Origin of the sequence: Aquimarina sp. BL5 (assembly GCF_003443675.1) — a bacterium.
Taxonomy (GTDB): Bacteria; Bacteroidota; Bacteroidia; order Flavobacteriales; family Flavobacteriaceae; genus Aquimarina.
Genome location: NZ_CP031963.1, coordinates 3973206 through 3995220, shown reverse-complemented (window position 1 = coordinate 3995220; position 22015 = coordinate 3973206). Strand labels below are relative to the sequence as shown.

The window sequence follows — 22015 nt, the reverse complement described above, 5'->3', positions numbered from 1 at the left end:
TGAAAGCCCGACCTCGATTAAAATCGGGGTAACGCCCTAATTATTTTTACTCAACTCCGTAAAATGTTTATAAAATAATGGAATCGTTTCAATACCTTTTAAGTAATTCCACACTCCAAAATGTTCATTAGGAGAATGAATCGCATCACTATCAAGTCCAAATCCCATTAGGATTGTTTTACTTTTTAATTCTTTTTCGAATAAAGAAACTATAGGAATACTTCCTCCGCTACGTTGCGGAATTGGAGTTTTTCCAAAAGTATCTTGATATGCCTTGCTTGCTGCTTTATATCCAATATTATCTATCGGTGTCACGTATCCTTGTCCTCCGTGATGCGGAGTTACTTTTATTGTTACTGCTTCTGGAGCTATACTTTCGAAATGGTTTTTAAACAATTCTGTAATTTCATTCCAATCTTGATTAGGAACCAAACGCATAGAAATTTTAGCATACGCTTTACTTGCTATAACCGTCTTAGCACCTTCTCCAGTATATCCACCCCAAATACCATTTACATCTAACGTAGGACGAATTGAGTTACGTTCATTAGTTGTATACCCTTCTTCTCCATAAACGGCGTTAATATCTAATGATTTTTTATAAGCATCCAAAGAAAATGGCGCTTTCGCCATTTCTGCACGTTCTTCTTTAGAAAGCTCTTCTACTTTATCATAAAAACCAGGAATAGTAATATGATTATTTTCATCGTGTAAAGAGGCAATCATTTTGGTTAAGATATTAATCGGATTCGCTACTGCCCCTCCATACAATCCACTATGTAGATCCCTATTGGGACCAGTAACCTCTACTTCTACGTAGCTTAATCCTCTTAATCCTGTAGTAATTGACGGAACATCTTTAGCGATCATACCTGTATCACTTATAAGAATTACATCATTCGATAATTTTTCTTGATTTCTTTCTACAAACCAACTTAAACTATTACTTCCTACCTCTTCCTCTCCTTCTATCATGAACTTTACATTACAAGGAAGTTGATCTGTTTTGGTCATTAATTCCATCGCCTTGACGTGCATGTACATCTGTCCTTTATCATCGCAAGAACCTCTAGCAAAAATTGCTCCCTCAGGATGTAATTCTGTTTTTTTGATAACTGGTTCGAAAGGGGGACTATCCCAAAGATCAATTGGATCTGGAGGTTGGACATCATAATGACCGTATACTAAAACCGTAGGAAGATCGGGATTGATTATTTTTTCGCCATATACAATAGGATACCCCGGAGTTTCGCATATTTCTACAAGATCGCAGCCAGCATTTTCCAGGCTTTTCTTTATTTCATCAGCTGTTTTAATAACATCTTTTTCATATGCTGAATCTGCACTAATAGATGGTATTTTAAGTAGTTCTAAAAGTTCGTTGATGAAACGATCTTTATGTTCCTGAACGTAAGAATTCGTATGTTGCATTTGGATTGAGTTAATTTTGTCTAAAAGTACTAATACCAATTATTATATGAAATAATAGCATAAAATAGTTTCTTTTGGTTTATACTTAGCTACAAAATATATTGACACCTAAAACCATCCATAAATTTTCTTTGTTGAGACTTTTTATTTTAAAAGTATTGTTTATATTTGCACTCGCTTTTACAGATAGTCCTAAGTTTTGTAAAAGTTTTAATGCGGGCGTGGTGGAATTGGTAGACACGCTAGACTTAGGATCTAGTGCCGCGAGGTGTGGGAGTTCGAGTCTCCCCGCCCGCACAGCAAAAGAAAAGCTTCTTGGAAACAAGAGGCTTTTTTTTGTTTATGTCCTGTGCTTTTTTGAACATCATCAACTTTTAATTTAAACCCCTACTATATCGACGTATTATATGCTTGTTCATCTTATATACATATAATGTTATAAATTCTGTTATTTTTATAACATATGAAAAGTCATTAAAACCGATGTATCGGTTAAAACCTAATCGCATTAAGTTGAAATTTTATGAACTTAAACCTTACAGCTACTTTAATCCTTTTTGGTTTATTCCAGAGTACAATAATGATATTTCTCATAATCAGAAATAGAAATTGGAAACAAACACCAAATAAATTGCTTATTGGGCTTTTAGTAGTAGTTGGTCTTTCTCTAGTTCCTACTTTCTTGGGGAAATCGGGATTATTGGAAAAAAATGATTATTTAAGATTTCTACCATTCAATTTGGTAATTTTTATCTTTCCTTTATTGTACCTCTATCTTAAATCTCTTTTGAGTTTCTCTTTTCGGTTTGATTCTAAAAGCTTCCTCCATTTAATTTTGCCTCTTGTTTTCACGGTGTACTACGTTCTAATTTGGATAGGTAGTTTGACTATTTCTCCTGAAATGAAGGGAGTATGGATCTTGCGATATGGGTATTTCGAGATTCAACTACTACATAACATTGCCCTTTTGCTATTACTTTTTACTTACACGATTATGTCATACCTGGAAGTAAGGAATTATGAAGCAATAAACATATCGAAAGTAGCTGATACATATCGTACCTGGATACTGACTTTGCTTGGTCTATTTTTCATTGGAGTGCTATTCGAATTAATTACCACTCTTCTGGGTAAGATTTACGGCTACTGGAAAAGTTCACCCGTGGATGAGTGGTTAGGCTTTTCATTAACCATGATAGTTAAAATATATAACGGCATAGTATTGTATATCATTTCTTTGGTAGGCTATTTATCATATTCAAATCCTAAATTGAAAAAGCAGACAGTGAGTAGAACTTTAGTTGAAGAGCAGATAAAATCAGTTTTACATATAATGAAGGATAAGAAACCTTTTTTAAGCAAAGACTTTTCTTTATCAACATTTGCAGAACTAATGGAAATAACTCCTAGTGTTTTATCTAACTTGCTCAACAGTTATTTGGATACTTCTTTTAATGATTTTACTAATAAATATAGAATTGAAGAAGTAAAAGATAAACTTAGAAAAGGATTACATAAGAGTCTTACGTTAGAATATATTGCAGAAGATTCGGGATTTAAATCTAAAACCACCTTTTATAGAGCATTCTCCAAGTTTTCCTCACAGACACCAAAAGAATATATCAAACAATTGGAAAAGGAGAAAAAAGTTTCATAATATAATTTGAAACTTTTTTTACAAGAACTTAGTGTTTACTTACCATAACAATTGTTGATTTTTGAGGTAAAACAATTACTTATGCAATTTTCAAGAATACTATTAACATGCCTATTATTAGGTTTAACAACATTGGTTTACGCACAAAATAAAAATGACCAAATCTTAATCGAGGATTTCTATCTCGATTTAGCAATACGCAATTATTTGGATAAACCCACAGGCGAACTTTTGAAGTCTGATTTGGAATCATTGACACGCTTCGTTGCTGTTGGAAAAGGAATTACTTCACTTAGCGGATTGGAACACGCAAAAAATCTGACATATCTTAAATTAGATTATAACAAAATTGTTGATTTAACTCCCTTGTCCGGGTTATCCATGCTCAAGAGTTTATTTATTAATGGAAATCAGGTCAAATCACTATCTGCCATTGAAAACTTAGTCCTTTTGGAAACCTTTTTTTTCGATAGAAATTTCGTTTCAGATATAAAACCGTTGAAGAATTTGAAGAAACTCAAAGGGATTTCAGGAAACTTCAATATGGTAAAAGATATATCAATAGCCCGAAATTGGACCGAGTTAACCCATTTTAATATGGCCTTCAATAAATTGGAGACTTTAGAGCCATTAAAAGATTTAGTCCAGCTTAAAGGCATTTGGATACCTGATAATAATGTAGCAGATATAAAAGCTGTATCGAAGCTAAAAAAACTTGAGATTCTCATATTGGAAAAAAACCCTATTTCGGATATTTCAGCCATGGAAGGCCTCACTAAGCTCATTCAGGTAAATCTTATGAATACCAAGATAAAAGATTTTGAACCTTTATCAAACCTAAAAAATATAGGTGTATTGGTATTAAGACAAAATCAAATTAAAGAATTGAAATTTCTTGAAGGCATAACCAACATTGAATGGCTCGATTTAAGGGAAAATCAAATCGACAATATTGACGAGCTGAAAAACCTGAGTAGGCTAAAAAAATTATTCTTATCAGGTAACCAAATAAAGTCAATTGTTCCTATTGCATCTTTGGAAAATCTTGATTGGGTTTTGTTGGATTACAATAAAATAGATAACCTATGGCCATTGTACAATTTAGAAGGTATCACGGATGTCTCCTTACATAACAATCCATTGGATAACACTACTGAATTAGCCAATATGAATAAGAAAATAATCAAAAGTATTAAATCAAAACGCAAGAATATTCTAACAAAAGAAATAGAGATAAATTCCATCTACCAATTAACGCCAAGTAAAAAAATAATGAAATAATATACGCCTAATCGATCTAAAATTAATCGTCTTAATTAAAAACAAATATCCTACCATGAGAATACCGTCGTATCTTTTTCTTTTATTTACAATTTGCTCATTCGGGCAACAGGAAATATCATTTGATTTCGAAAAAACATTACCTACTTGGCAACAAGAGTATAAAGTTCCTGCTGTTGCAGTAGGCATTATTAAAAACGGAAAAGTCTCATATACTAAAGTTTTTGGTGAACAAAGAATCGGAGTACCTGCTAATTGTGAGAGTATTTTTACCGTAGCCTCTCTCACCAAACCTATATTTGCTACTGTAGCATTACATCTAATATCCCGAGGAGATTTGTCTTTAGATGAACCGCTTTATAAATATCATCTAGACCCAGATTTAAAAGTGGATACCAATCTCAAGAAATTGAATGCCAGATTCGTGTTGAGCCATCAATCCGGTTTTGTGAATTGGCGAAATATGAATCCATCAAAAAAATTAGCTTTTAATTTTGAACCTGGTAGTCAGTATTTATATTCTGGTGAAGGTTATGAATATCTTAGAAAAGCTATTACGAACAAAATGAGTAAAAGCCTACCAAAATTCGCTGAAGATTTACTTTTTGAGCCTTTAGGACTCAAAAATATTTCATTTACTTGGAATCCCAATTGGGATATGAATAAAGTCGTATATCCGTATGACAAAAATTATGAAGAATACAGCTATGCTCCAAGAACAGAGTTAAACGCTGCAGCAGGATTACTGACCACTATAGAAGATTACACTAAGGTTTGCTCCTATATTTTGAACGGAGCGGGTTTACCGGAATCATTATTTAACGATATGATGACACCACAAGTGAATGTCAAAGAAAACCTTTTTTACGGCTTAGGATGGGAGGTCATACCAGAATTATCCAACGGTGAGTCGGTTATTATGCATTCAGGGGATGAAAATGGAATCAAGACGTTTGTGGTACTGTTACCTAAATCCAAAAACGGAATGGTCATTTTTACTAATGCTGACCAAGGTTTTAAAGTATATCAAAAAATAGTAACATCTTATTTAGATGAAGGTGAAGAAATTTTCGAAATCAAAAGTAAAAAGTTAGTTCCTACCGAGAGATATAAGATTTCTACTGATCATCTAAAAAATTATATTGGTACTTTCAAAATAAAAGAAAATGTCAGCTTCAATATCGAAGAGGAAAATGGGCAACTCAAACTTGTTATTCCTGGACAAAAATCTGCTAAGTTAGTAGCACAGTCGGAAAAAGTATTTTTAGTTGATGAAGAGTTGAGAGTCGAATTTATAAAAGACGAAGAACAAAACTTTAATACTGTTATTCTTTATCAATATGGTGTTAAGACTTATGGAGGTAGAAGAGTGAAATAAAATTAACTTTGATAAATGAGATATCTGATTATGATATGATATGTAGGATCGCAAGATGTGAGAGTTCAAGTCTATACTGCTGCAACAGCAAAAAAGCTTCTCATCCCTAAGAAGTTGTTTTGTATTATGATGCTTCTACCAAAAAAAATTGTTTTGATTTCTGTAGCAATTAAAATAAATTGATAATTGATTTAGGATGAAATTAAATCTGATGGACTTACTGAAAATTCCTTTTTAAAGCATTTAGAAAAATACGAAGGACTAGAAAAGCCTGTTCGAAAAGCTATTTCAGCTACTGTGTTTTCTTGATCTAAGAGTAATTCTTTTGCGTGATGTAAACGAACAGAAGAAATAAGCTGATTAGGAGATTTATTGGTAATCGCCTTAAGTTTACGTTGTAATTGACGTTCACTAACTCCTATCTCTCTGCATAAGGTAGTTACACCAAAGCAATCATTACTCAAATGATTATAAATATTTTGAAGTACTTTTTCTAAAAAAGAATTGTGTTTCGCTAGTCTGTGTTGATCCGTGTCTTGAAGCGTATCTAATTTTAGGTTTTCAACTACTGTATACAACGAAATACATTCTCCAGATGCTGTTTTAAAATTAGTTTTATGAGGAGCAAGATTTACTCCTGATCCCAATAATAAATTCTTTACAGTTTGTGTGAGTATAATTTGATAAGGCACCGATTGTTCGAATATTGCTACTTCAAAATTTTCTGTTTGTTCACAAATACAATGCTGCACAAAACACTCTTTGATATCTATACCAAGCGATAATGGAGCATGAATAGCTTTCATAGCTTTCACTAAATCAGAGCCGCAAAAAACAGCTTTACTTGGACCTTCAAAAGTGGCTATAAATGTTTGTGAAGTGTATTCGACTATATTTCCTTTATATTGTTTTATGTAATTCCTAATAACTTCTTGATGTTCTGAATTATTAAGGCCAAGAGAAATAGTACGACCAACCATTACTGTAAATAGTTTTTTCTCATAAACAGGTGCTGGCTCTATATCATTTATAAAAGCCTTCATTGCTTCTAAAATAACATCAGTATCTCCTACCCAAAATAGATGATCGCTTCCTTCTAGTTCTAAAAACTTTGAGCCTGGAATACGCTCCGCAATAAATTGCCCTTCCTGGATTTTTACATCAATATCATCTGTACGTTGCAATAACAAAGTAGGTACTTTTATAGATCCTAGAATACCTATGATATCGACCTGAGTATTCATTCTTGTTAATTTCAAAGCTGCACTGGGACTAGCACCTAAACGAAAGTAACTAGCTAACCAATCCATAAAAGCTTGATCTTTTGCTTTAGAAGGCGCCAATGATGCTAAATTCATATCTCCACTGCCCCAATCATTCTCGATCATATCATAAACAACCTGACGCTCCTGATCGGTTGGTGCCCAAGGATAGTCATTAGAATACTTCCTCTTTGCAAAAATACCGAAGGTGATTAAAGAAATAACACGATCAGGATAAGTTGCACTAAATAGCGCAGAGACACTTCCACCCTCGGAATGTCCAAAAAGAACTGCTTTTTCAGAACCTACAGCATCCATTACTGCTGTAATATCTTCCATTCGCTCTTCGAGAGTAGCGAATTCTACAACTCTATCAGAAAGTCCTGTCCCTCTTTTATCAAAAAGGATTACCCTGGCAAACTTACCTAGTTCTGTGAAAAAATCAACCAATTCCGGACACGACCACATCCAATCGATATTAGATACCCATCCCGGAATATATACCAAGTCTACAGGACCAGAACCAAAAACTTGATAAGCGATATTAACCAGACCACTCTTAGTATATTTGGTTTCAGGTTTCATAAAATATATCCTATTCTTTTAATTTGACAAAACAGTATCATGCTTCTTAAGTAAAAATTATAAGTAGTGAATAATCTTATCTAAAGTTAGACGACACATTGTTAAACAAATAAATGTATAAGGAGTCTACATTGCAAAAAAAAGAGGGTAGCAAATGAGTATCAAGTATTTTAAGATGCTGATTTACAATTTTTTATACAGAAGTGTAATTTGTTGAATTTTATTTATCTCTTTAAGAGATGAATAAAATATTACTTCCAAAATATGGTTTTAATAAATTAAAAAACTGTGTATAAATAATCCTTTTAACACCTTATAACGTAATATCTTTATTTTCAATAAAAGCAATAATATCCTGTTCAGAACCTAAACCAAGTTTTTTACGAATGCGATATCTTAAAGATTTTATAGCAGCTACTGTATTGTTTTGAAGCTTACTAATTTCTATGGTACTGAGTTCCATTTTCATAAGACAAAGGAGCTCTTTTTCCTTTGGTTTTAATTCGGAAAAATGTTGATCAAGTAGTATTTTAAAATCAATATTTACCTCATCGAGGTACGTTTGTAAGTTTAAAGATGATCTTTTAGAACCTTTCTCTGATAATAATGAAGCCGATATGGAGCGTAATGCTGACTTACGTTCTCTCTCATCATCTAAAGCCGTAACTTGCTTAATATCATCTATTGTATTATTAAAGACTTCTTCTCTAACAGAACTTTCTACCACTACTTTTTTAAGCTCTCGTTCTCGATGTGCGAGTGCTAAGGCTGTTTTTAATTTTTCAACCTCTGCTAGTTTGGCTTTATTTGCGACAAGTTCTAGTTTTTGTTTATTATTTTTTCTAATAAAATAGATTAAAAACAAAGCTGCCAGCGCGGTAATAACGAGTAATCCTAAATACAATTTCTTTTTAGTAGATTCATTCTTGAGATTTATGGCGACTAGCTCCTTTTCCCTCTTATATTGATATGCAAATTCTAAATCGGCAAAACGTTTTGTTGTACTTTCCTTTACTAAAGAATCTTTGTACTTATCTTGAATTAAAAAAGCCTCGTAAGACTCTGAGAATTTTTTATCGTTATATGCTATTCCAACTTTAGCGTGGTATGTCGATTGTATCAAAAATAATGCGTTCACCTTTTTTGAAAAGAAAATAGCACTATCTATATGTGCATTTGCTTTACTATATTCTTTTTCATTGTCATATACTTTTGCTAGATTAGAATGGTTATGTGCTCTGATATTATACGCAGTCGGATCTAACAGTTTTAAGTTTTCTCTATAAATGTTACCCGCTAGATCGTATTTTCCTGCATCTGCATAGATACCAGCCAAATTTCCCTTTATTTGTAGTCTTAGTGTCTTGGCAGTATCAGCTTGTATAGCCTTTTTCAAATAATACGTAGCAGAATCCTCTTTTTTCTGTTTATTAAAAATTAATCCTATTCGATTCAATGTAAGTGCTTGACCACGAGTCGATTTTGCCTTTTCATGGAATACTAATGCACGTCTATGAAATCGTTTTGCTTTCTCAAAATCCATTTGTCTTGAGTATGTATTCCCTAGATTACTTAGAGCCCGACCCACGATCATATCATACCCAATCTCTGTTGCAATATCTATGGACTCATTGGCATATTGCAAGGCTGCTGCAGTATCTTGTAGATTTAATGATACGCTTGACAGACTATACAATAATTCTGCTTCTAACTTTTGGTAATGATAACTATTATATCCTTTGTCTTTAATGATTTTACGAACATCCAGAAAGATTTCTTTGGCAATATTGCCATCAAAATAGGCCAATTGACCTGCTAATTTCAACCTAAGTGGTAATCGTAAAGAATCTGAATCGGTATTTTCTATTTGTACTTTAGTCGCTTCTATTTTTTTAGTGCGCGCATCTGTAACCTTATTTTCTTCCTGTGAATAGGAAAAGAGAGAGATAAAACATAACAAAAGTGACAAAATTCCAGTTTTCAAAATAGGAGGGTTTTAAGTAAATATATTATTGAAACTTTAATTTTAGCTAAAATACAACTTCATACAAAAATTAATATAACACATTTGTGTTTTCCACATTGAACGTCATTAAATAATTAACTTATACAGTTATAGACTACTTATCATTTTCCTAATTCACAAGCTCTGATGGGCTCATTGCAAATTCCCTTTTAAAGCATTTAGAGAAATAAGAAGGACTAGAAAACCCTGTTTGAAAAGCTATTTCGGCTACGGTATTTTGTTGATCCAAGAGTAATTCCTTGGCGTAATGTAATCGAACTGAAGAAATGAGTTGATTAGGTGATTTGTTGGTGATTGCTTTAAGCTTACGTTGTAATTGTCGCTCACTTACACCGATTTCCATACAAAGAGTGGTAACACCAAAACAGTCGTTACTTAAATGATTATGAATATTCTGAAGTACCTTTTCTAAAAAAGAATTATGCTTTGACAGGATATGTTGATTTGAATTTTGGAGTTTATCCGGTTTTAGATTGTCGACAACAGTATACAAGGATATAGATTCTCCGGATTCTGTTTTGAACCTCGTTTTGTGTGGAGCCAAACTTACCCCAGATCCAAGCAATAAATTCTTAACAGTTTGCGTGAGAATAATTCGGTAAGGTGCCGGTTTTTGGAATATAGTTTCTTCAAAATCTCCTGTTTGTTCACAAATACAATGTTGCACGTTACACTCTTTGATATCTATCCCAAGGGATATCGAGGTGTCATTAACTCTCATCAATTTTACCAAATCAGAACCGCAATTTACCGCCTTACTAGGCCCCTCAAAGGTTGCTGTAAATGTTTGTGAAGTATAGTCAATAATTTTTCCATGATGCTGACGTAAATTTTCTTTAATAAGTTCTTGATTTTTGGAACTATGATTATCAGAAGCAATAATATGCCCAACCATTACTGTAAATAGTTTTTTCTCATAAACCGGTGCTGGCTCTATATCGTTTATGAAAGCCTTCATAGCTTCTAAAATAACATCAGTATCTCCTACCCAAAATAGATGATCGCTTCCTTCTAGTTCTAAAAACCTTGATCCTGGGATACGCTCTGCAATAAATTGCCCTTCCTGGATTTTTACATCAATATCATCTGTACGTTGTAATAACAAAGTAGGTACTTTTATAGATCCCAGAATATCTATGATATCAACCTGAGTATTCATTTTTGTCAATTTCAAAGCTGAAGTGGGACTAGCACCCGAGCGGAAGTAACTAGCTAACCAATCCATAAAAGCTTGATCTTTTACTTTAGAAGGCGCCAATGATGCTAAATTCATATCTCCACTGCCCCAATCATTCTCAATCATATCATAAACCACCTGACGCTCCTGATCGGTTGGTGCCCAAGGGTAGTCTTTAGAATACTTCCTCTTTGCAAAAATACCGAAGGTGATTAAAGAAATAACACGATCAGGATAAGTTGCACTAAATAACGCTGAGACACTTCCACCCTCGGAATGTCCAAAAAGAACTGCTTTTTCAGAACCCACAGCATCCATAACCGCTGTAATATCTTCCATTCGCTCTTCGAGAGTAGCGAATTCTACAACTCGATCAGAAAGTCCTGTCCCCCTTTTATCAAAAAGAATCACTCTAGCAAATTTACCCAGCTCCTCGAAAAAACTAACTAATTCCGGACACGACCACATCCAATCAATATTGGATACCCATCCCGGAATATATACTAGGTCTACCGATCCTGAACCAAATACCTGATATGCTATATTGATATCTCCGCATTTGGTATATGTAGTCTTTGGTTTTGTCATATCATTTCAGTTAAAAGGTAAATACAAAAAGGCAGAGAAGCCTACCGATTGTAAAACTAGAGAAAGCCCTAGCTATCCCAATAAAAACGATACCTACAATGTGTATACTTTAAAGTTTAAAGTGTTAAAAACAGATGTACAAAATGTAGACAAACAAAACTAAACAACTGAAAATCAATTATTTAATTTTTTATTTCAGTAAAGATCAAACAAACCTCTACATCCACTCTTTTTCTTGTTCGATTTTTACTAAATATGTGAAAATTTCCTGCTCTGGAGTCAATTTTAGCTTTTTCCTAAGGCGATATCTTGCGGTTCGAGCACTATCGGGAGATATCCCGAGAATACCTGCCATTTCTTTAACATTGAGGTTAAGCATTATCAAAGAACAAATTCTTAAATCATTGGTACTTAGATCTTCGTGTTGTGATTTTAACTTTGTGTAGAATCCCTGATGTGCATCTTCAAAAAATCTGCTGAAATCATCCCAATCTTTATCAATACTCAGGTTGGTACGTACTATTTTATTAAGATCAGCAATTAATTTTCTTTTTTCTATAGAGGAAGACTTTTTAATATTTTGGATGGTTTGCTGTATTCTCTCTATGATTTCATTCTTCTTTATAAAATTGAGCGTATATGAACTGAGCTCTTTGTTCTTAAAATCCAATTGTTGTCTTAATTCTCGTTGCTTTAGTTCAGAATTTTCCAGTTCTTTTTGTGTGAGGGTATGAGCCGCTTCTAATAATTCTCTAGTTTTAGATGCCAATTCATTACTTTTTTTAGCTCGTTGTCTGGAAATGACGTAAATCATAAGCCCACAAATCGATATAATAATAACACTAAGCATCAAAATGAGTTGAATAAGATCATCTTTTTTTTCTTCCGCCTTAAGCATTATCAATTCTTTATCTTTCTTTTCTAACTCATTTTCAAATTCCAAATAGGCAATTTGTTTTGATTTTTCTAGATTGAAAAGAGAATCTCTAAGAAAAAGATATTTATCATAAAAAACATACGCTTCCTCAGGTTTAGCTTGTTGTTTTCTAAGTTCTTTCAATTCGTCATAGGCGAACAACTCGTATTTCTTAAGGTTATTTTCTTTTGCCAGTTGTAAACCTTTATCTACCTCAACAGCTGCCTCATCGAGTTTACCAGAAAGTCTTAGAATTTTACCGTTAATAATAAGATTATTTGTTAACCCATCAATATCATTTACTTTACTTCCTAACTCTTTAGATTTTTTGATATGGTAATACGCTTGTTCTATTTCGTTTTTATGAAGATATAATATCCCAAGTTTGTTATGTGCTTCTGCAATACCATAAGTAAAATTATTATCCCTATGCATTTTTAGTGCATCGGATAAATACCGTAATGCTTCTTCATCTTTATGCTCTTCAATAAGCATGGTGCCTATTTTGGTAAAAGTAGTCGCAATCCTTCCTTTTAATCCTAGTGCTGTAAATTCATTAATCGCTTGTTCATAATAATGCAATGCTTTTGTATACTCTTTAAGATCTGCGTAGACCATCCCTATATTGAGTCTGGTATTAGCTAATCCTTTTTTATCTTGTATATCTTGGTATACTTTGTTTGAATTATTGAGGTATTGCAAAGCCATCGTTAGATCTCCTTGTGCCCAATGAGCTACACCAACTATTCGATAAGCTCTGGCTATGCCTTTTTTATTGCCTAGTTCTTCTGATAATTGTAGCGCTTTAGAGCCAAAGTATAAAGATTTATTAGCATCTACAATCCAATACTCATACCCAATTGCATTAAGAAGATTGACTTTGGTAGTATCTTCTTTGGTATGTGCTTTTAATTTTTGTTCTAAACTATCTATTCTTTTAGTTTTCTGTATTGCAAAGGAACTATCTATTATAAAAAAGATCCCAAAAACTGCACAAAAAACCAACTTTTTACCGCATAAATATCGTTCTAACAGAGGTAAAGAGGTTTTAATAAAATTCATTAACAACAGGGATTACAGGAAAAAGTGACTTTTATAGTCATAAAACTACTCATCCTTTTTTTAATCTAACCTGTAATAACTGTTAAAACCTTTATAACACAAAGGGTTTTGAAAACCTATTAATAAACCTTCTATTAATTTAATAAAAATGTATTCTTAATTCATTTTTATCTGATTCTTACTTAAAGTGAAACTCCCAATAAAACTCCAGCTCCAACTCCGGCAACACCTATCAATATTTTTTCAAAAACGGTCTTTCTTCTTTGTCGTTTAGTAGCTTTTTCAACCAATTCTAAACTATTGGTTGCTTTATCTAGGCTGTTAATCGTATAATCCAAGGCTTTGTGCGTATTGCTTAAAGTCGCTTGAGTTTTTTGATATACGATCTGATCGAGACTATCACTTTTAGTAAAGTTGATGTTTAATTGGCGCTCCAGATCGATATTTCTTCGCAAAGTTTGAGTGTATTTTTCTACCAACTCTTTAGTCATTTTATCTTGATCAATCGTACTCTGATACACATTTTTAATAGCTAAAAAAGATTTCTTATTCACCAGAAAAACATCTGGTGTTCTAAAAATATATAAGCTATCCTTTTTTACCGAAAATGGTTCTCCCAAGCGATTAGCATAAGATTCCTGAATTTCTATTACTTTTAATGAGTCAATTTCCTGACAAAAAACTTTGCATACCGAGAATATCAATAATGTAAGTACTATTTTTTTCATGTTTTAAAATTTATTTTTAATAAAACTTCTATTGATTTAAACCAAAGAGACCATCTAATAACGTGCGCTCTTTTGCTAATTGATCATTCGTTAATTGTATAGAATCTTTAATATTCTGCAATTCATCCCAATCTTTAGCATTCTTCCTTTTAAATGAAAAAAGCAATGAATCACGCTCATGGATCATCAAATCCTTTTGGATTTTCATTTGTTGAAATTCTAACCTTGCATTTTTCAAAAGATCTTTTGTGATTGCCAAGGTATCTTTTGATATCTCAAGCTCTTTGTTTGCTTTCTCTAATTCTGATGTAATAATTTTCCAGTTTTCACTACTATTAAAGGTCAAATAACCGATAATAATTAGAAAAACTAATGCTACTATCTGTAATACCGTACTGATATTTATATTTTTCATATCCTCGTCTCAATCAAAATTATCTAATAACCTTTTATACTAGCTCCCGTTATAAAATTGAACATTGGTAAGTATATTTTATTTTCTAAATAAGAGGTAACAATCTCTTTTCCTTTGGGCATTAAAAGTATAGAAAACCCATTAATTATGCTATTACAAAACCGCATAATATTGATAAAAACCCGACAATCAATTAGTAAAATTTTTACTCTTAGTCACTATTATCAACTACAATAAATTTCTTAGCTATTTTAATGAAAACAAAAAAGCCCTGAGCATTACGCTCAGGACTTCATCCCCCATTTCAATCAAGAATTACTTGATTAACACTTCATAACTTAGTATACTAATTTATAACTACTAAGAGATTCTATTTTCTTATCAATTGCTTAGTAATACTACCTTGCTTTCCTTCTATAATTACAAAATAAGATCCGCTTTCTAACCTAGAAATATCTAAGGACACATCACTTTCTGATACACTTTTTTGATCAGAAATGATTAACCTTCCATTCATATCATATACCGAAATGTTGTTTAACACTACTCCAGCCGGATTAGAAAAATGTACTACATCACTTGCCGGATTAGGGTACATGCTTATGCTTCCTAATTGCTCCAGATCCTCAGTACTCAATGTGGTATCTACAGTGATTTCAAAACTACAGCAAATCTCATTTCCAAAAGCATCTGCCGCACAAAGAGTGACTATAGTAACTCCAGAATCAAGCAAGGTACCTGCTATTGGATTTTGAGTAAAAGTTACCAATGGATTGGCACAAGTACCTGTAGCTAATGCTTCTCCAGAAGCAAAGTAATCCGGTAAAGAATACGTATCGCTTCCTTCATCTGATACCACAGTTTGGTCTACAGGACAACTGATTTGTGGTGCTGGAATGTCTTCTACCGTTATGGTTGCAAAACAAGAAGCAACATTACCATTACTATCAGTTATCGTTAGCGCTACTTCATTGCTGCCAATATCAGCACAGTCAAACGTAATCGATGATCCAGGTCTCGAAGATTCGTTTACTGATATGTATAGTAAGGACTTAATATCACCCGTAAACCTATCTGGGCTTAATACTGGTGCAACCACTTGTGCATTTATATCAATTGTATAGATTTCTGAACAACCAAAAGTAGTACTTACCACAAACTTTCCATTTCCGACATATTCTAAAGCTTGTGCAGTTCCTCCGCAACCTGTAATTCCCTGTACAAAAGAAAATAACAAAGTTACATCACCATTTGTGGTATCAATTTCATAAAGATCTACTAGTGATTCATCCTCATTCAAACTTGTATAGATAAGGCGATCCGTATCATAATCATATCCAAGACCAATACCTCCTCCATTTTTCGGAGCGGAAGCCAATGCAGTTGTGGTCATTGTATTTACATTAAGAACATTGATTGCACCATTTCCAAAAGAAACATATAGTTTGCCATCAGGTGCAAATACCATAGAATTTGCTCTTGGATTCCCATTCGCTGCATTAATATCACCTAATTCGGCTCCAAGAGTGTTTGTCTCCAAGTCATATAGAAATAATGCCCTGTTATCAGTAGTCGGAGAATCAGCAATAAGATATACCTGACCATCTATTGGGTTAAAATCCATATGAATTGTATTTTCCAGCGAAGTTTCCCCATAAGGATTATCTACGATAGCTATTGCATCGGTCGATGGATCGTAGTTATAGCGTGCCAGGTTATTGGTAGAAGAACGATCTAATGCATAAAGTCCGGGCAAAGTTGCTGGTTCTACCACAGAAGAACCTATGGATAATGATCCAATACCAAATACATCAGAAGATCCGCCATCAATCTCTGTTGCAGAGACAACCACTTGCCCATTTGCATCTAATTGAACTGTAATATCCTGACATACCACAGTTGGTATAGCAGCATCTATTACATTCACTATAGCGTCGCAAGAAGAGGTACTGCCATCTGTATTGGACACCGTAAGTGTTACTACATTAGCACCAATATTAGAACTATCAAAACTATTAGGTATAACATCAAACGTAGCCGTATTCGTGTCATCAATATTACCACCAAAAACATCTTCTCCTGTAATGGTAGCTTGCCCATTTTGGTCCAAACTGATGGTAATATCCTTACAAGCTGCTACTACAAAATCATTAGGAACTACAGTGACAATACTATTACAGGTAGCTACATTTCCGCTTTGGTCTGTTACGGTAAGTACCACCGTATTTTCTCCTATTTCTGTCAGCCCAAAAGTATTAGGAGTTACCTCGAGACTTGCTATACTACAATTAGCAACACTCCCACCATCAATATCTGCCGCAGTTATAGTTATTGTATCATTTTCATCTAACTGGACAGTGATATCTGTACATATAGCTTCTGGAGCGACACCTTCACTGTTGACAATAATCGTTTGTAAGCAGGTAGCTATGTTTCCAGAAGTGTCTTCAACACTCCAAGTAACTTCAGTAGTTCCTACAGGATAAATACCCGATGCATCTGCGCTCCTAGTATAATCATTGAACACACTTACATTTCCAAACTGTGGCAAACGAAGTCTAAAGAAATTAACGGAACCACTATTGCACAGATTCTTGTCAACTTCTAGATTATTTTGAAGGGTAAAACTCAGATCATTGCCAAAAATAGTTACCCAATCATTCCAAGTGTCTTGGGGTATGGTAATACGTTCGTTTATTTCCACACATACGGGGTTAAAACCAGTATCGCTAAAAACAACTGAACTATCCGGTCCTAATAAAGTAAAGTTTTCGTTCGACTGATCATGGTCACCGCTAAAATTTAATTGCAAAAGGACATCTTCTGTTGCAGAAGTAACTCCGGGTAAAACACTCGGAGTATCTATCAAATCTCCGTCGTCATCAAAAAGATAAGGTATAATTCCTGTATCAGGCATTATTGTTGAGCCACCACAATTATCAATTACATCTGTCAATAGAGGTATTGTAACTTCAGCCTCACATAGGTCAGTTTCATTAGGAATCGTAATATCTACCAGACACGTAATTATCGGAAGTATACTGTCTTCTACTGTTACTATTGCTTCACAACTTATAGAGTTTCCTAGGGTATTGGTAACCGTTAATGTCACAGTATTTTCTCCAATATTGGAACAATCAAAACTACTTTGACTAATTGACAAAGTATCAATACCTGTCGCATCAGAAGAACCACCATCTACATCCTGGGCTGTTACGTTAACTGAACCGTTTTCATCTAACTGCACGGTAATATCCTGGCATATTGCAATTGGGAAATCATCATTGATCACGGTTACGATGGCAGTACAGGTGGCTTCATTACCATTTTCATCCACGACTGTTAAAGTCACTTCGTTATCTCCTAAATTATCAGCTGTGAACGTATCCTGACTAACCGATACGGTATCAATTGCGCAATTATCTGTACTCCCTCCATCAATGTCCTGGGCTGTAATTATTGCCTGCCCTGTGTCATCCAAACGTACTGTTATATTCTGGCATACAGGATTAGGAATTTCTGTATCATTTACAGTAATAGTCTGTGTACATGTAGTACTATTACCTGACAAGTCTACTGCAGTCCAGGTAACCGTAGTGGTCCCTACTGGATATATGGCAGTAGCATCTGATGTTCCTGTAAAATCATTAGAAAGTGTAATATCTCCAAACTGAGGCAAACGCAATCTGTAAAAATTATTGGGACTACTATCACATTGATCGTTATCAACTTCACTATTATTTTGAAGGGTGAATACCAAGTCGCTTCCAAATGCAGTAATCCAAGAATTCCAGGTACTCTGCGGTATAGTAATATGTTCGTTTACCACCACACATACCGGACCAAAACCTGAACCGCTAAAAATAATAGAACTATCGGGTCCTAATAATACAAAACTTTCACTTAAACCGTTATGGTCTCCACTAAAAGTGAGCTCTAACAATACATCTGTATCACTTGAACTTAGATTTTTTAAGATCCCAGGTGTATCTTCTAATTCTTCTGTGGTAGTATTGAAGATATAGGGAACATTAAACGTATCTGGTACTAATGCTCTACCACAATCATCATCAAAAGTAGGTATCGGTACACTTACATTGGCTTCACATATATCTGGTTCTGACTCGAAAGTAATTGCTTCAGCGCAGGTTAAACTTGGACCTGTTACGTCGTTAATAGTAACATTAAAAGAACAGGTGATCCCATTTCCTGCTTTATCTTCTATATAGAACGTATTGACCGTAGTACCACTGGTAAAAAATCCTCCGGAAGGAATTCCCGAGACTTGTATAGGTTCTCTCGAATCATAGTTATGAAATTCAATAATATAAAGTCTACTATTTTCGCGTGATATATCATTCCATAACCCTGTATCTGAAATCAGTACTACCATATCTTCTCCGCCAACATCATTAGGTTCTCCAGCATTAAAATTGGTGAAGGTTGCGGGCTGACCACTTTGCCATTCAAATACTCCTTCAGTAGTAAGATCGTTATACCCTATAAGTACAGTTGATACTCCCAAAGGAGCAACTTGCGATCTAATAAAATCATTTTCTTTTTGATTATTGATGGTAACTATTTCATATCCTTTTTCTTGAACCTCTGCAAAAGCTTGCTCTCCACTTATTGGTAGATTAGAGATAAAATACGTACTGTTCTCAAAAGTCCCCAATAGCCCAAAACCGTCAACAGCAGTAGGAACTTCTATAAGCCCACAAATATCTTCAGAAAAAGTAGGTAGCGTATATGAAATAATGCCTCCGCAATCCTGAACAACATCTGCCGGACAGGTGATAGCAGGAGCAGTTGTATCTTCAACAGTAACGATGGCAATACAACTAGAAGAATTCCCACGAGTATTTGTTATGGTCAGCGTAACCTCGTTACTACCAATATTTGAACAATCAAAATTATTGGGTGTAACTGTGATAGAGGCAATACCTATAATATCGGTAGATCCTGCATCTATATCCCCTTCTGCAATTGTGACCAGACCTGTGGCATCTAATTGTACTGTGGCATCCTGACATAACGCAACAGGAAAATCGTTTGCAACTACAGTCACCGTAGCAATACAAGAAGCAGAATTTCCATTTTGATCTATCGCAGTAAATGTCACCTCATTTTCTCCAACATCTGCTGTACTAAAAGCGTCCTGATTAATACTTTTACTAGCTATAGCACAATTATCTATACTTTCTGCCTCAATATCAACGATTGTGATAAAAGCTTCACCATTGCTATCTAGTTGCACTGTAATATCTCTACATTGAACCACAGGAGGAACCCCATCTTCTACAGTTACAATTGCAGTGCAGCTAGATGTATTTCCGATCACATTAGTCAATGTTAAAGTAACTTCGTTGTTCCCTATATTAGAGCAATCAAAATTGGATGGTGTAACTGTTATTGATTCAATACCTGCATTGTCCGCAGATTCTGCATCTACATCCGTTCCCATAATAGAGACTTGACCATTAGCATCTAACTGTACTGTGATATCCTGACATACTGCAGAGGGTGTAATCCTTGAAACAGATCTAAAACCTGTCCAACCTGCATTTTCATAAGAGGTAAATGTATTATCTGGTATGAATAAATTTATACCACTCCGATTTTCAAAACTACTACTAGTGATGGTAGCAGGAGAAATGCCCTCCGAAATAATTACGGTTAATTGATTGCCTTGAAAAGTACTATTACCAATTGATATAACACTATCCGGAATTATAACGCTAGTTAATTGATTATCCCTAAAAACATCATTTCCAATAACAGTGATATTGTTTGGAATGACAAATGTACTTAGATTATTATTTCTGAAAACAGCTCTTTCAAGAGCAGTAACATTTGTGGAAATAGTAATACTTGTCAATGCATTACGAGCAAAAGATCCTTCTCCAAGAGAAGTAACACTATTGGGAATTATAACCGCTGTTAGCTGGTTTATGAAAAAAGCATCATTTCCAATAGAAGTAACACTATTGGGAATCGTAACATCTGTCAGCCCTTTATCTCTAAAAGCATTTCCACCAATAGTAGTAACAGTGTAGCTAAAACCATCAGGTGCTACTACACTATCGGGGATTATTAATTCGTCAGTAACAACTCCACCTATTATCTCTACAGTACTTGGACTTGAAGAAGTTACCCTATAATTTAAGTTGTTTACAAAAAAGTTGCTGTTAACAGGAAGCATTCCATTCACTTCAGAGAAACCAGTCCAAGAAGCATCATTATAGGCAACTTCAGTACCAGTTGGAACAAATAAGCTGATTTGGCTTCTATCTCCAAAAGTTCCTCTTGCTATGGAAGGAGGAGTACTGTTTTCAGAAATCACTTCGGTCAACGAATTATTTAAAAAAGATTCATTCCCTATAGAAGTTACATTTATCGGTATGGTAATGCTAGTGATTCCGCTGTTATCCCTAAATGCCCGAAACTCAAGCGTTGTCAGGGTTTGAGGCAGAATAACACTGGCTAATCCTTTATTTCTAAAAGCTTCTCTACCAATGGTAGTAACTGTATAAGAAATACTTGTATTCGGATCAGTAACTGTTTCAGGAATTATTAAATTACTTGGTAAGGAAGATCCGCCTATCGCACTGACCGTATTCAAATTAACATCAATCACTTCATAATTGATATTGTCTATGGTAAATGTTTGTGAAAAGCTTACTGCAGCAGATAACAATGCAATAAGCATGAGTAATTTTGTTTTCATTTTTACTTTTTTTAAAATTTACTTTTTTTGTTTATAATTTTGAATTCATAACACCTAATAGAAAAGATAAGTGAACCGTAAAAAAATTGTTATTGTAGAAGAAAAAGCTTGGGTGATAAAAAACTTATTACCTAAAGCCGTCACAAACACACTACCCTTTTTCTTCCGAGTCAAAAGTATTGGTAACCTTGTAAATCAGATATCACATAACCGCATAATACTGGTAAAATCCCGACATTTTACGCTAAAACAGTAGTTGTTAATTTACTTTATCCGAAGTTGTGTTTTTAATCTATGTTATATAAGGAATTAGCTTTTTTATATATGTTATCTATGTTGCGCATAACTGACCGCTGTAGGAAATTCTTTTATGAAGTTTATAGCTGGTATAAAAAGCACTTTTAATTTTAAAATCGTTTTCATAATGTAAGATGTTAAGTTTAATTAATTTTTTGGCTAAACTATGCTAGATGAGGACTGCGTGACAAAACAAATCTGGCGAGAAGGAAAAAAAAGCCTTGAGAGTGAAAAATTGACGATGAAAAGAACACAAAATTTTATCCCTAAAAACGAATAAAACCTCAATCTTTCATTTGTTGGTCAAAAGTATAACTACCCCAAGGTTCTGTTATGGAAAAACCGAAAAAACAGTGTATAAAAACTAAGATTGTTAAGCCAAAAAAGACGTTTTTATAAGTACGTAATTGTGTTTCAACTTTATTGATAAATTTCAGGACGGTTAGATCTTAAATCGGTACTATGTAAATATGAGAAGCTTAAAA

Annotated in this window: 11 protein-coding genes and 1 tRNA gene; 4 read left to right on the top strand and 8 right to left on the bottom strand. The window is 34.0% G+C overall.

What is annotated here, in order from left to right; all coding sequences use genetic code 11:
• Positions 1–36 precede the first annotated feature (36 nt).
• Positions 37–1431, bottom strand: a complete 1395-nt coding sequence (locus tag D1818_RS16660) for a dipeptidase (RefSeq protein WP_118463838.1) — start codon at positions 1429–1431, stop codon at positions 37–39.
• Between the two features lie 215 nt (positions 1432–1646).
• On the opposite strand from D1818_RS16660, the gene D1818_RS16655 reads away from it, so the two are divergent.
• The 4 genes from D1818_RS16655 to D1818_RS16640 all read left to right on the top strand — a co-directional run bounded on the left by D1818_RS16655 (position 1647) and on the right by D1818_RS16640 (position 5747).
• Positions 1647–1728 (top strand) — tRNA-Leu (locus D1818_RS16655).
• 697 nt (positions 1729–2425) lie between these two features.
• Positions 2426–3088: an AraC family transcriptional regulator gene (locus tag D1818_RS25415; protein ID WP_158596887.1), complete on the top strand. Its 663-nt coding sequence runs from the start codon at positions 2426–2428 to the stop codon at positions 3086–3088.
• 81 nt (positions 3089–3169) lie between these two features.
• Complete coding sequence (locus D1818_RS16645) at positions 3170–4369, top strand: leucine-rich repeat domain-containing protein (protein ID WP_118460106.1); 1200 nt, start codon at positions 3170–3172, stop codon at positions 4367–4369.
• A gap of 55 nt (positions 4370–4424) precedes the next feature.
• Positions 4425–5747: a serine hydrolase gene (locus D1818_RS16640; protein WP_118460105.1), complete on the top strand. Its 1323-nt coding sequence runs from the start codon at positions 4425–4427 to the stop codon at positions 5745–5747.
• Between the two features lie 191 nt (positions 5748–5938).
• Here D1818_RS16640 and D1818_RS16635 read toward each other — a convergent pair whose 3' ends face one another.
• The 7 genes from D1818_RS16635 to D1818_RS16600 all read right to left on the bottom strand — a co-directional run bounded on the left by D1818_RS16635 (position 5939) and on the right by D1818_RS16600 (position 21233).
• Complete coding sequence (locus D1818_RS16635; protein WP_118460104.1) at positions 5939–7594, bottom strand: alpha/beta fold hydrolase; 1656 nt, start codon at positions 7592–7594, stop codon at positions 5939–5941.
• Positions 7595–7907: 313 nt separating this feature from the next.
• A complete protein-coding gene (locus D1818_RS16630) occupies positions 7908–9578 on the bottom strand; it encodes a tetratricopeptide repeat protein (protein ID WP_158596885.1) in 1671 nt (556 codons plus the stop codon).
• A 151-nt stretch (positions 9579–9729) separates the two neighbouring features.
• Entirely contained in the window at positions 9730–11385 is a 1656-nt protein-coding gene (locus tag D1818_RS16625; RefSeq protein ID WP_118460102.1) for an alpha/beta fold hydrolase, read from the bottom strand.
• 217 nt (positions 11386–11602) lie between these two features.
• Positions 11603–13363, bottom strand: coding sequence for a tetratricopeptide repeat protein (locus D1818_RS16615; RefSeq protein WP_118460100.1), 1761 nt, complete (start codon positions 13361–13363; stop codon positions 11603–11605).
• Between the two features lie 182 nt (positions 13364–13545).
• Positions 13546–14091, bottom strand: a complete 546-nt coding sequence (locus D1818_RS16610) for a hypothetical protein (protein ID WP_118460099.1) — start codon at positions 14089–14091, stop codon at positions 13546–13548.
• Positions 14092–14119: 28 nt separating this feature from the next.
• On the bottom strand, positions 14120–14506 hold the full coding sequence (locus tag D1818_RS16605; protein WP_118460098.1) for a hypothetical protein: 387 nt from the start codon (positions 14504–14506) through the stop codon (positions 14120–14122).
• Positions 14507–14876: 370 nt separating this feature from the next.
• Positions 14877–21233, bottom strand: a complete 6357-nt coding sequence (locus tag D1818_RS16600; RefSeq protein WP_118460097.1) for a leucine-rich repeat protein — start codon at positions 21231–21233, stop codon at positions 14877–14879.
• Between the last annotated feature and the right edge of the window lie 782 nt (positions 21234–22015).